This window comes from Dyadobacter sp. 22481 (genome assembly GCF_052044875.1).
GTDB lineage: Bacteria > Bacteroidota > Bacteroidia > Cytophagales > Spirosomataceae > Dyadobacter > Dyadobacter endophyticus.
The window spans coordinates 22413-35318 of sequence record NZ_JBQENV010000001.1 but is presented as its reverse complement, the minus strand read 5'-3'; the positions used below and the strand labels follow the sequence as shown (position 1 = coordinate 35318).

Genomic DNA, 12906 nt, shown 5'->3' with positions numbered 1-12906 from the left:
CCAACCAACAAAATGAAAAAAGCAAATTTATTCATGTTCTTATTTCTGCTGGGCTTTTATTACAACGCGTCCTCTCAGTCGGCGCCTGCAGCTGATTTTTTTGCCGGTAAATGGGAAATCCTGATAGTGGGCACACCCGACGGCGACGCCAAAATGGGCGCCGTCCTGGTCCGGAAAGACGGTAAGCTCACGGGCGAACTGGTGAGTTTGGCGGCCGATGCGCCCAAAGAGCCCATTGTCATAACCCAGGTTGAGGAAGGAAGCGATAAAGTAAATCTCTTCTTCACCGCCCAGGGCTACGACGTAAACCTTGAACTGACGAAAGTTGACGAGGACCATTTAAAGGGACAACTGATGAACATGTTTGACGCGACAGCGGTACGGGTCAAAAACTAAAACTCATGAAAGTGATAGTCCCCCTTCTGCTCGCAACCACAGTCAGCATCGCACAGGTGCTCCCGGATTCGAGTAAAAATCAGGCATCTCATTGGTTAAATCCCTTCAATTTCAACTTAGCAAGCTTTCAGAAGCCTTCGCAATCATTTGCGCCCATGGCACGTTGGTGGTGGCCCGGCAATGATGTAGAACCGGAAGAATTGAAAAGGGAGATGAACCTGTTCGCCGATCACTTTTTTGGCGGGGTTGAAGTCCAGCCATTGAACATCGTAATTCCGATGAATGAGAAGACGAGGCCAAAAGTAACAAGTTGGGACACGCCTGCGTATTACAAGAACCTAACAGTCGTGATGGAGGAAGCACGGAAGCGGAAGCTGATTGTGGACGTGACAAATGGCAGCGGCTGGCCTCCCGGAGGTCCTTTTTTAGCCCCGGAGGATGGGTTTCTTTCCCTGGAATATGGTGCCGTCACCGTCAGTGGAGGCACCAAGCAATCCATCCCGCTGCCCCGGCTTCCAAACAAGACAACGGTTCCTTCCCGTTTGCAGGCTGTGGTTGTCGCTAAATTATCCAATGATACCGACACCGGCGAGCTTGTTCCACTGGATTTTGCTTCTACCCGGGTGGTCACCTCCTGGGTCCAAAATGATACACTCGTTTGGAATTTTCCGGAAGGAAAGTGGAAAGTAATCGCCTTCTGGGCAGTTCCAAGTGGTGAGCAAACTAATATTGCCGCCACGCCGAAACAAGGTCCGGTCGTCGATCACCTGGATTCCACAAAAGTGCTCAAATTGTATAGCCATTTGTTTGGTTCCAGGACTGGTTTACAGCCCTATTTCGGCAATCCTTTTCGGGCAGTTTTCAATGACAGTTATGAATTCAAGGCCAACCGTCATTACTCACCTGATTTTATTGCTTATTTTAAAAAGAAACGGGGTTATGACATCACTCCCTACCTGCCTGCCAACATGCAGCGGAAATACAACTTCGTCGGTTATCTGAACCCGCATGCAAAACCCGATTTTACTTTTTCGAACCAGGACTGGCGTTTGCGTTATGACTACGACATTACGCTAGGTGAATTGCTGGGAGAGCATTTTTTTAAAACCAGTAAAAAGTGGATGGAGTCCCGGGGGTTACTGCACCGTACCCAGGCGTATGGTTTGAATATGGACATGCTCGCCATGGCTGGTCTTGCCTCGATTCCTGAAACGGAAAGCATGCTCGGGTCAGAAGCTGCCATGAAAGTCATGACTTCCGGTGCTCTTTTGTACAACCGGCCCCTCATGACAGCAGAATCGGTCGTGTTCGGTAACCGGGCCTATACGACCACCCCCTCAAAAATCAAATTTGCTGTCGATAAGCTATTTGCTGCTGGCGTCAATCAGGTCATTTATCACGGCGTACCTTACCGTTATAAACCCGAGAAGCTGGGGCCCGAAGGGTGGTATCCTTTTTCCTCTCCCTTCATTGCGGGTATCAATTTCTCCTCCAATCTGGGAGAAGCAAATATTTTCTGGAAGGATCAAAAGCAGGTTAATGAGTACGTAGGCAGGGTACAATATGCCCTTCGCTCAGGAAAGCCGCAAGCGGATGTGCTTATCTACTTTCCCTTCCTCAGTGTGGAGGATATACCCGCTAATCCGGAGGAGATCCTTTCCAATGGCTATTTACCGGATGTTGAAGGGCCCTTACCCAAAGGCGACGAACATGTAAATGCTGCCAAGGTGGAGTGGGCCGGGAAGATTTATCCTTTGATCAATGAACTGGAAGCAGGCGGTGTTAGCTGGGCATGGGTGAACGATGCCTCGATACAGGAAGCCCAACTACAAAAGGATGGCAGGTTGAATATCCGTGACAACCACATTTCCGCACTCATTCTGGCATATGATTCCACAATCCACCTCAAAACCGCTGAACGGATCAGGCGTTTGGCTTCTGGCGGCATGCGCTTACTGGCAGTAGGTAGCGTGCCCACCAAACAACCATCTTTCCTCAACTGGAAGCAGAACGATGAAAAAACCGCGCAATGCATTGCGGCGGCGCTCAAAGGGAAAAACAGTCTTCATACTAATGATATCGGTCAGCTTCGTGCATGGATAAAAGATTTGCCCCAGCCAATCCAATTTAAGGAGCGCAGTTCTTTCACCCGCCAGGCACGGCGGGAGATGAGTGACGGCAGCCGTATCCATTTTATCTGGAACAAAAGTGCCGCGTGGCAATCGCTTGATTTGGTCCTGGACAAGAGGTACAAGCACAGCTACTGGCTGGATGCAACAACAGGCGCCATTATAGCCAACAGTAGTTCAACGGTTTCCTATCAGTTGGCTCCGTTCAGTTCCGTTCTTTTTTATGCCTCTCAAAATAGCGACACCGCTGATAGTTCGGCAAAGGCATCCACAGCCCGTGTAAATCCAACAGAAGCTGTACTGTCGCTTAGCAATTGGGACATTAGGGTTGATAGCGTACTGCTTAAAAACACCGTGCTATTTGACTGGAAAAGCGATTCGCTATTAAGATTTTCTTCGGCAGATGGAATTTATAACTCCGCTTTTCAATGGAAACAAGGGAGCGCCGACAAGCATTTTTTTCTGGATTTGGGAAAGGTCTGCTTTACAGCCGAAGTGTACATCAACAATGTATTTGTGGGCAAACGGATATTTCCGCCATACCTGCTTGATATCACCCGGTTTCTGAAATCCGGGAATAATACAATCCAGGTTCGCGTTACGCCGGGTCAACTGAATGAATTTATCGGCAAAGCGAAAAATGGCGATGCCAGGTACCGGCAATTTAAAGGAAAAGAAGACCAAATCATGCCCGCCGGACTACTAGGCCCTGTTCTGATCAGGCCGGAGAAAGTAGCAGACTCACATTAAAATTTAAAAAATGAAAACCGTAAAAAATCTATTGACATTATTGTTATGTCTCTTTTACTGCGTTTGCCATGCAAAGGCAATGCCGCCTTCCATCATTGGAAAATGGTACGGCATGAAAGATGGCAGTCCGGTGACCGTCGTGTTCAAAAACGACCAGACCATGTCCATCCACTCGGATGCTTTTTCAGGTCTTTCTTTCACTTGTCAATATAAGGTGGATTCCAGTTCCAGCCCGGTAGCTCTTGACCTGACCGCCATTCCGGGAGGAATGATTTGCGCTGCAATCGTCCATTTTTCAGATCTCGGTACGATAGAGTTCTTTGGTTTGTTTGGTGCACCCGGGTATACGCAACGTCCAGCTACAATCGATCCTGATTCAAAAAAACCTGAGGCCCTGTATTTGAAATTAAGCCGTGACGCAAAAGTCATTGCACAAAAACCGTTGGCCGTAACTCCACCTAATGCAGCTAAACTGGCGTTTGAACGGAACAAACGCCTGGGAAGGGGGCTAAACCTGAACGGACTTCTGGATAACAATTCCGGAGATCTGCATTTGTACAAGATAGCCGACCAACCCATCAAACCAGAATACATTAAAATGATTGCCGATGCAGGGTTCAACAGCGTACGCCTTCCTGTTACATGGTCTGTCCACAGCTCTAAAACGCCTCCTTACGCCATTGAGCCTGCCTTCTTTGACAAAGTCGACAGCATTGTAAAAATGTGCCTGGATAATGGGTTGGCCGTATCGATTGACCTGCATTATTACCCATACATCAATATGTCGGAAGGCGAGAAAGGAGTTACTTTTGATGAAAACATCAACCGCTATTATGCGCTTTGGGAGCAAATAGCCGAGCATTACAAAGATTATCCTCCGGAAGTTTATTTTGATTTACTGAATGAACCCAATATTGAAATGGGCGCAAAACTCTGGAATGAGTTAATTGCGAAATCAATTAAGCTAATAAGGAAAACAAACCCGGGACGTACCATCATCATCGGCACACCAAACCTTGGGCAGTCATGGACAATCGGATTACTGGATTTGCCTGAAAATGAATGGAACCTAATTGTGCAAATCCATTACTATCTGCCACACCTGTTTACACACCAGGGGCTGGCTTATGCGAGGGCAGAGTCGGGTGTGGGAACGAAATGGGCAGGCACGGACGAAGAGAAAAGGCCGCTGATCCGTGATTTCAATTATTGCACCAAATGGAGTAAGACGCAGTTCAGGCCTATCAACCTGGGGGAATTTGGCGTGAATGAAAAAGCCGATATAGTGTCCCGCGCCCGATATATCAAATTTATCCGGGAGCTGGCAGAAAAAAATGGCATGAGCTTCCATATATGGGGCTTCCGGGAAATTTTTCGCGTTTTCGACGAAGAAACCGGCAAATGGCATCAACCCGTGCTGAACGCCCTGGTACCAGAACAGCAGTGAAAAATTCCTAATTGAATCGTTTTATTTTCTCTCGGCTGGCTCAGAATACATGGCGGGTAGGCAACCGAGGAACGTCTCGCTAACCAATCGTTTAAAACGATTGGTTAGTTTCTCGATGAAACTCCATGTGTAACTCATCGAAAATTATGGTACGATGATTAGCGTTTTGAGAAAATATTTAGATGGTAGATTTGGGTCAACACCAGCGTTTGGCACGCACTTTCCGAATGCTTTAAATGCGGTAAGCTGACCAGTCCAGTTTGGATCACTAGCGCGAAAGTAATCCGTGATAGTAGGCCATATAGTAGGGGAGCAGGAAAAAAGTCCCTTCGTGCTCATCGTGGCCATCGCCTTCCGATGCCAGCAATGCAAAACCGTCGCGGTCTTGCCGGACGTGGCCCCGCTCATCAATAGGGAGGGCATAGCCATTGACGTGCCATCCGATGTTTTTTTCCTGCATCGGCGAAGTGTCAAACACCACATCGAGACGATGGGTGTTATCCATTGTGTAGCCGATCAGGTCCAACGGAATTTTTTGCAGGTTTTCCAGGATAAAGTCGACGCGGTAGTTTCCCTTATAATGCCCACTAACAACCTTAGAAGAATAAAGCCTGTTTTCTGGAAAAAGACCTTTATTCTCGAACATCTTGTGGTCTGCCTGCTGGGTGAAACGGTTAGCAAGTGATGCATAAATCGCGTCCCAGAATGCGTTTTTCTGTTTATGGATATGCTGCCAGGCCACTTCAAGCCCCTGGCGGTACATGAGTAGCAGTGATGGGTCTGTTTCGTAATTGATAAGCCCGTAAAGGCTCATCAGGCAAAGGTTATTGTCCCAGGGAACTACGTTTTCCGGCGGGAAAAATTCCTTCGGGTGCATTGCATTGATGTGATACCTGTATTTGTCGCGCAGGATTTTTGCCTCCTGCTCGTATTTTTTATCACCGGTAATATGTCTGGCTACATTCAGAAACGACAGCATCATCATGGAATTAAGCCCGCGCTGATCGTATCCATACACTGAATTGATATATTCCGGAGAGAAATCACCCCAGCGGGTCACTTTGCCATCGTGGTCTACCAGCTTATATCCATGGCGTACCAAATGATCAGTGATGTCGCCTACTACGTCCCGGACCGCCTGTTTTTCCTCTTCTGTTTTGGCGACCAGGTCATAGTAAACACCATAGAAGAAAAAATGTCCGGCCAGTTCGTCTGAACTCGTGTCGCATTTCCAATAATATTTACCGTCTTTGCTTTTTGGAAAACGCGGGTAGATATCCTTCCACATTGGATCACTTTGCTGGTGTCGCAGATTTGCTTCCCGGCTGTATATCTCGTTCACGGGCTCAGGCCAATCTACCGGAACGATTACCCGTGCCGGAAAACCTTTTTCATGAGAAATGTCGACCAACCATTTGCAGGATTTGAAGCTTCGGTCGGCCAGCACTTTTGCCTCGGGGTCACCCGTGGCGGCGTACCTGAATGCCTGCGCCGCTCCATACATGGCCGTGTACATCCCGTCGTTATCCGAAATCGCTACTTCCGAAGTGGCTACATTGAACTGTTCTTTCAAATGGCTTTGCGCGATAAAACCCATGCGGTTATGCCGCTGCTCCACCTGTTTTGTAAAAAGTCCTGCCTTTTCTTCCAGCGACAAAGAAACCCGGGCGATCTGACTGACGCCTTTGTCTGTGCCAATCCACGCGGTGCCGTTATCATTCTGGACTGCAATGGTATTTACCTGATCGTCCGGTAGCCAGCGGCGGCTGAAACGATATTTAAACTCGTCATTGTCTACTTCAATAGCTCCTTTTTTCGTGCCGAACCAGACAATGCCCTCCGGGCCGGCGGCAGCGCAGGTGAATTGGTTATAAGGTAAGCCTTCCTTTCCGGTGAACAGCTTCCATTTATTGCCGTCCAAATACCCCGCGCCTTCATCCGCACCAAACCAGAGCCGCCCTTTCGAGTCGGTTACCAGCGCCGCAACATTCCTGAGCACCCAGCTATATTGGTTATCTCTTGGAAAGATCCGTTCCGGTTTTTTGCCATGCTTGAAAAAATACAAACCCTCCTCACATCCAATCGCATACCCATCGCGATAGGGCACAGCGGTGAGTATTTTCGTTTGAGAAAAAACGGGTAGCCCCGCATAAGCCACCGGTTTTTCATTAGGAACCGACATCCATTTCCCCTCGTGGAACTGCACTGTTTTACCCGTCACCGTTGCGACGGGCTTATTATTCTTTAATGTTATCCGAGAGATTTTCCCTTCCGGCAACCCTTCTTTAGTTGAATGAATGGTTACCACTTCCTGCACGAATTTCTGGTCAGCGGCCGACTGGCCTAACGAGTAAAAAGGGGCGAGCAGGATGCAATGCAAAAATAGTTTCATGAAGCAAATGGGAAAAATTCAGACAAACCAATGCGCTTAATACTTTTCGGTGGCCTAAAAAGGCTACCGACATGATTGGGTTGCCAAACATTTTATCCAGATTACAGGACCATTATTTTTCACACACATTCGAAAATGGTGCATTTTGATACACCAGACTCTTTAATCAGCTATGGTAGTTTGGAGGCTAAAATAGATTACTGAATGAATTGAGCCATTGGATTCAAACAGGCAGGCATGCCGAATTCAATACGTTGGTCATTGAAAGTGTATCCTTAAATAGGGCCGCTGCCGGAGGAAACATCTGGGTGGGTACTGGAACGGACTTTCGATGCCAGCAGTATGATCACATTAATTCCCAACGTCCACTGACCTTCCTGTTATCTACTGTTCAATATCGGACACGGCTCCGTCCCCGCGTGAACAATAAATTTTTCCTCGATGATTCTGGAAGGCATTAATAGCCCTTTTTTGGGGCTTCCCAAACCTGGCATGCATTTATACTATAAAATATAAACTAATCATTTTCTTGAATGCGAAGGACCTATTTGGGTGAATTTGAAGAGCTCGTTCTATTGATGATCGTAATCCTGGATGGCGACGCTTATGGCGTAACGGTTTCTCATGAAATCGAGCAGCATACGGGCAGGGTAGTCACTTTCGGCGCGGTTCATAATACATTGATCCGCCTGGAAGAAAAAGGGTTTGTAACCTCCGAGCTCGGAGGGGCTACTACTGAGCGTGGAGGCAGGCGGAAACGACTTTTTAAGGTGACAACCCTCGGGAGAAGCGCGCTGGCCGATATCCAGCAGCTGCGCAACAAACTTTGGAAACTAATGCCCGATGCTACTTTAAAGCTAAGCGGGATATGAACACACCACAACCGCCGCGGTGGGCGAAAACGCTGCTTCGCTGGCTGCACCCTGAAAATACGATTGAAGAAGTGGAAGGCGACCTGGACGAGCTGTATGCGTATGCGTGTAAACGTTCTGGAAAAACACATGCATTGCTGCGCTATCTGCTGAATGTTCTCACGGTGCTCCCACCATTTGTGCGCCGGCGTGGTGGCAAAACCCAATATGATCAACCATTTTCTCTTAGCCCTGATATGTTAAAAAACTATTTCAAAATCGCCTGGCGGAACATTGTCCGTCAAAAAGCTTATTCGTTACTGAACATTGCCGGTTTATCCATCGGCATGGCTTGCAGCATTCTGATCCTGTTGTGGGTGCAGAACGAGCTGAGTTACGACCGCTTCCACACCCGAGCCAACCAGCTATTTCGCCTCACCTGCAGTGCAGGCGACTTCAAAGCGGCCGTCAGTCCGGCAGGAATGGCCAGGGGCTTGCAGGCGCAGTTGCCGCAGGTCAAAGGCGGGGTAAGAATGAGCAAACCCAGCCCGATGCTGTTTGAAGTGGGAGAAAAAAAGGTGGAAGAAAAGCGCGTCTTTTATGCCGATTCCAACTTCTTGGAAGTGTTCTCGTTCCCGCTGCTGGCCGGAAATACCGCTACGGCCCTGAGCGACCCGGGAGCGATATTGATCACCGAAGAAACGGCCAGAAAATATTACGGTACAGCCGACGCCGTAGGCAAGACGATGCGCATCAACAACCACGACAACTTCACCATTGCCGGCGTGCTGGCCAATACGCCTTCCAATTCTCATTTGCAGTTCGACGCGATCATTCCCATGAAAACAATGGCCAGTTGGAACTGGGATTTAAAAAACGACACCTGGGGCAATTTCAACTTTTATACCTACCTCGAACTTGACGAAAAGACGGCCGCCTCTGGCCCCGCCCGGCAAAAACTCCTGCAACAAATAGGCAAAATGTTCAAAGCACATGGCGAGACGATCAAAATCGATTTCCAGCTGCAACCGTTAACGGATATCCACCTGCATTCCAACCTGCAGATCGACGTTCCGGGACATGGTAACATTCAGTATGTCAACGTTTTCTTTATCGTAGCGATCTTCATTCTGGCGGTGGCCTGCATTAATTTCATGAACCTGGCCACGGCACGCTCCGAGCGCAGGGCCAAGGAAGTAGGCCTTCGTAAGGTGGTGGGTGCCAATCGGTACCAGCTTGTGTTCCAGTTCCTGGGCGAATCGCTCATGTTTTCGTTCCTCTCGCTGGTGATCGCGATCGGGATCGTGTACCTGTTGCTGCCCGTGTTCACCATGCTGACCGAGAAAACCCTCGCCATTCATTTGCTGGATGGTAAGCTGCTGATGAGCCTGCTAGGCATCGCAGTTTTGGTGGGCCTGGTTTCCGGCAGCTATCCCGCACTGTTCCTGTCGGGGTTCGCGCCTGTAAAAGTGCTGAAAGGCAAGATGCGGGTAGCCGGAGGAAACCTGCTTTTTCGGAATGCGCTGGTGGTAACGCAGTTTGCGGTCGCTATTGTGCTGCTCGTTGGCACTGCGGTGGTCTACAAACAGCTCGATTTTATCAAAAAACGAAACCTGGGCTTCGACAAGTCCAACCTGCTGTATCTGCCCATGACCGGGGAGCTGGGAGGAAAACAACAGGCATTGAAAACATTACTGGCCCAAAATCCGCTGACGGAAAACTTCACCGTCATTTCAGATCTGCCCACAAAGCTGGAATCCGGGACCGTTGACGTCGTTTGGGACGGCCAAATTAGCCGTAACCAGGTCGTGTTCCCCTCGCTGGATGTGGATGAAAATTTCGTCAAAGTCTTCAAATCGCAAGTGCTGGCAGGCCGTGGATTCGACAAAACATTTTCGGGCGACAGTTCCAGCTATATGATCAATGAAAAGGCGATGCAGGTCATGGGGATGAACATCAACAATGCCGTAGGAAAGCCGCTCACTTTCGGAGATACCAAGGGAACGATCATTGGGGTCGTCAAGGATTTTCATTTCAAGTCGCTGCAATATGCCATGGAGCCGCTGATCCTGCGCCTTAACAAATGGGGCGGCGTGGTAATGGTCCGTACCACAGCGGGCAATAACGAGCAGACGATCAAAGCATTGGAAAAGATCAACCAACGACTCAACCCGGCCTTTCCTTTCACATTTGGTTTTTTGGATAAGGACCTGGATAATCTCTACCGTAGCGAGCAGCAAATGGGAGGCATTTTCAATTTGTTTGCGGGTCTGGCTATCTTCATCTCGTGCCTGGGCTTGTACGGCCTATCCGCATTCATGGCCGAGCAGCGCACGAAGGAAATAGGCGTACGTAAAGTACTCGGCGCCACCGTCGCGGGGGTTGTAGGGTTGCTTTCACAGGATTTTTTAAAACTGATCGTGATTGCCATCGTCATCGCATCACCGATCGCGTGGTATGCCATGAATAAATGGCTGCAAGGCTTCGCCTACCAAACCACCCTCGAATGGTGGGTCATCGGCCTGGCTGCCATACTGGCGACTGGCATCGCATTGTTCACGATCAGTTTTCAAAGTATCAAAGCAGCGCTCACAGACCCGGTCAAGAGTTTGCGGAGCGAGTAGAGCCAAAGCTGCGCCAACTTCGGCCGGATCCCTTTGTCAAACCATTGATGCGTATGGAAAAAGAACAAAACCCTGCTTAGGGGTGCTGTCAATTTTTCTCAGATCTTTCTCGCTTCAAGTTTGGGAATTCGACCTCAAGCCTCGGTAACCTGTTCCGGATAGAGTCTAATGTCGATCTGTTTTTCGAAAGATCGCCTCAGAGGTGATTCAAAGTGGAGAGTTCACCTACTAAAAAGCAGAAGAGAAAGATTTGCAGTTAAGGAAACTCTTGACGTTTCTGGAAGCTGCCTCATACCGATTATACGTTCCCCTCGCAAAATCTTTTCCCACCAAGCCCAACATTTCATCATTGTGCTTTTTGAAAAGACGATCCTGTAAGCTGGGATTTAAAATTTGCTGGGGTGATGTCCAGTTCATGATCCAATAAGTATCGATGAATCTCATACACCTTGTTCTGAACGGGATCCAGGTACAGATTTAGCTGCTTCACATCCTCCTTTTGACCATTTTTTCGGCCAGTCGACGCAGTCCATTCTCTGGTTCACAGGTTCGTTGGGTGGAGATTTCAAGTCTCCTACCTTCGATAGTGACTCTAATGTAGATTGGCAACTTCCCTTTTTTTGAGTTGCGGGGCTTTCTCGAGACATAAACTTAACGTGAAAATACAACGAATTTAAAAAGATGGCAACCAATTAGACCAAAATCAACCTACGGAGATGCGGGGATGTCAATCGAACACTTAACACGACTTTTAACATTGATAGAGACTATTAAACTGGAAGACTAGACTGACTTTTTAGATTCTAATTGCATTATATAACAGGTCACCGGGCCGTATGGCTATTCCCAATATTTGGGTCACACGTTTGAATCCCGGCGGGACAACAGAGAACGCCCCAAAAGGCGCTGTTCCCAAAAAAGTTAGAACTTCTTGGGCGCAGTGCCTTTTTTTCGCTTAGTATGGCCTACCAGGTGTTGATGCAGATGCAGACGGCAATATTTTATCCTGATTGAGGCCATTGACGCCTTGTTGGCGCGGGCAGATGATCAGACGCGGTTCATTCCCGGTCATGAATAGTCAACATTTTTCCTCTGGGTCAGCACCAACCCAAAGAATCGATCTGCGCTGCCATAACCTTAGTTTGAAAGTGCTAAGTGCTACGCTATCTTTGTCTTGGGGGGCTGGGGCAAAAAACAACATGTCTAACCATGGTGTCAGACCAGCCTATTCCGTGGCAAAGTGACCACCTGACTTATCTCTCGAGCACGTAGATAACTACCTGTTAATTTGGATGATATCATGGTCCATACCATCCGAAATAACATGGTGAGCCAAAAGCGGATTACCCTGGTCAGCAGTTCCGAATTCTCCAGTCAGGTCACTCATTTCGTCAGGGAGCATTTTGGAGAAGTTGTTACCTCATTTCACCTGACATACAGCCCATGTACCGCAAACTTCTGCCTATCCCGCCCATGGCGAACAATCAAGGTGCCTTCGTATTCACTTGTCAGCTCATCAACCACTTTCTGCTCTTTGACAGATAATATTATGCTATAATCCGTCGCGGAGAAATACATATCAAATCCCCGGGCATTCTTTACGGTCATCGTGTAGCTCAATGGAATGGTCTGACCTGCACTAATGTAAGCGGCCCTTTTTAACGGATCTGCGGTGAAGATATACTCCTTTTTGCCCAAAGGAACCTGACGTAGCGCGAAAAAGTAACCTGACTCATGGTTGCCGCGCAATCGACTAACCCCAACGGTCGACGTGCTTTGACTGAGCAGATCTGTGCTGCAAAAGGGGGCTAAAAGGCTGAAACAAATTAGATAGATGTATAACATGCGCATGAAAGAACATGGCACCAAAAATAGCGTCCTACCAGGTAAGCTAAAATAGCTACTGTTCGAGTGATAGCTAGAATTCATACAGTGTCGCTTACACTAACAATAGCATACATCTAGAATTAATCGCACCGTCGCCTAGAAATGATTCAGTGTATTAGGAGCATTAAGAAAAAAGCGCTTTGGTTTGTCAAGGTTGTCGTTGCTTTGCGAACGATGACATCTCTTGCAAGCGACAGATTGACGCGAAAACCTTTTTTAAATTAAGTCTGCCGTAAACGTTCAATGTCTCACACTAAAACAGCCTTCGTTATGAGATCATCATGTTTTGTTATCGAAAAGGCCAATAAATATATCACCGAAATAGATCGCCTTACTGCTAGGTTATACCCCAGCTAGCTCGGTGCGTGAAAAGCCCGGACAATAAAAGCTTTCTGACGAGATTTCGGACTTGAAACTAAAAATAAAGCTG

7 protein-coding genes and 1 pseudogene are annotated in these 12906 nt (G+C 48.0%); 5 read left to right on the top strand and 3 right to left on the bottom strand.

From position 1 onward, the window contains the following. The first annotated feature begins 12 nt into the window (after positions 1 to 12). From ACTJJJ_RS00160 to ACTJJJ_RS00150, 3 genes are read left to right on the top strand one after another with little or no spacing between them, the layout of a single operon-like run. On the top strand, positions 13 to 396 hold the full coding sequence (locus ACTJJJ_RS00160; protein ID WP_188931961.1) for a hypothetical protein: 384 nt from the start codon (positions 13 to 15) through the stop codon (positions 394 to 396). Positions 397 to 401: 5 nt separating this feature from the next. Beyond that, positions 402 to 3275: a glycosyl hydrolase gene (locus ACTJJJ_RS00155; RefSeq protein WP_440701038.1), complete on the top strand. Its 2874-nt coding sequence runs from the start codon at positions 402 to 404 to the stop codon at positions 3273 to 3275. Positions 3276 to 3285: 10 nt separating this feature from the next. Then, a complete protein-coding gene (locus ACTJJJ_RS00150) occupies positions 3286 to 4722 on the top strand; it encodes a glycoside hydrolase family 5 protein (protein WP_440701037.1) in 1437 nt (478 codons plus the stop codon). Positions 4723 to 4990: 268 nt separating this feature from the next. On the opposite strand, the gene ACTJJJ_RS00145 is transcribed toward ACTJJJ_RS00150, so the two are convergent. Then, positions 4991 to 7114, bottom strand: coding sequence for a hypothetical protein (locus tag ACTJJJ_RS00145; protein WP_440701036.1), 2124 nt, complete (start codon positions 7112 to 7114; stop codon positions 4991 to 4993). A 533-nt stretch (positions 7115 to 7647) separates the two neighbouring features. Between ACTJJJ_RS00145 and ACTJJJ_RS00140 the strand changes: the two genes are divergently transcribed. Both ACTJJJ_RS00140 and ACTJJJ_RS00135 read left to right on the top strand, forming a co-directional pair. Beyond that, positions 7648 to 7986, top strand: coding sequence for a PadR family transcriptional regulator (locus ACTJJJ_RS00140; protein ID WP_188931968.1), 339 nt, complete (start codon positions 7648 to 7650; stop codon positions 7984 to 7986). Next, the gene (locus ACTJJJ_RS00135; protein ID WP_440701035.1) at positions 7983 to 10589 is read left to right on the top strand and encodes an ABC transporter permease; all 2607 of its coding nucleotides are present in this window, start codon (positions 7983 to 7985) and stop codon (positions 10587 to 10589) included. Before ACTJJJ_RS00140 ends, ACTJJJ_RS00135 begins: the two co-directional genes overlap by 4 nt. A 486-nt stretch (positions 10590 to 11075) precedes the next feature. On the opposite strand, the pseudogene ACTJJJ_RS00130 reads toward ACTJJJ_RS00135, so the two are convergent. Continuing rightward, a pseudogene (locus ACTJJJ_RS00130) lies at positions 11076 to 11216 on the bottom strand (hypothetical protein); the annotation flags it as partial. A gap of 798 nt (positions 11217 to 12014) precedes the next feature. Further along, positions 12015 to 12434, bottom strand: a complete 420-nt coding sequence (locus tag ACTJJJ_RS00125; protein ID WP_188931972.1) for a hypothetical protein — start codon at positions 12432 to 12434, stop codon at positions 12015 to 12017. Positions 12435 to 12906: the final 472 nt, after the last annotated feature.

Bases quoted from the DNA above. Each gene is read 5' to 3' on its own strand.
- ACTJJJ_RS00125 (WP_188931972.1), bottom strand. From the start codon at position 12,434: ATGTTATACATCTATCTAATTTGTTTCAGCCTTTTAGCCCCCTTTTGC.
- ACTJJJ_RS00150 (WP_440701037.1), top strand. From the start codon at position 3,286: ATGAAAACCGTAAAAAATCTATTGACATTATTGTTATGTCTCTTTTAC.
- ACTJJJ_RS00135 (WP_440701035.1), top strand. From the start codon at position 7,983: ATGAACACACCACAACCGCCGCGGTGGGCGAAAACGCTGCTTCGCTGG.
- ACTJJJ_RS00155 (WP_440701038.1), top strand. From the start codon at position 402: ATGAAAGTGATAGTCCCCCTTCTGCTCGCAACCACAGTCAGCATCGCA.
- ACTJJJ_RS00160 (WP_188931961.1), top strand. From the start codon at position 13: ATGAAAAAAGCAAATTTATTCATGTTCTTATTTCTGCTGGGCTTTTAT.
- ACTJJJ_RS00140 (WP_188931968.1), top strand. From the start codon at position 7,648: ATGCGAAGGACCTATTTGGGTGAATTTGAAGAGCTCGTTCTATTGATG.
- ACTJJJ_RS00145 (WP_440701036.1), bottom strand. From the start codon at position 7,114: ATGAAACTATTTTTGCATTGCATCCTGCTCGCCCCTTTTTACTCGTTA.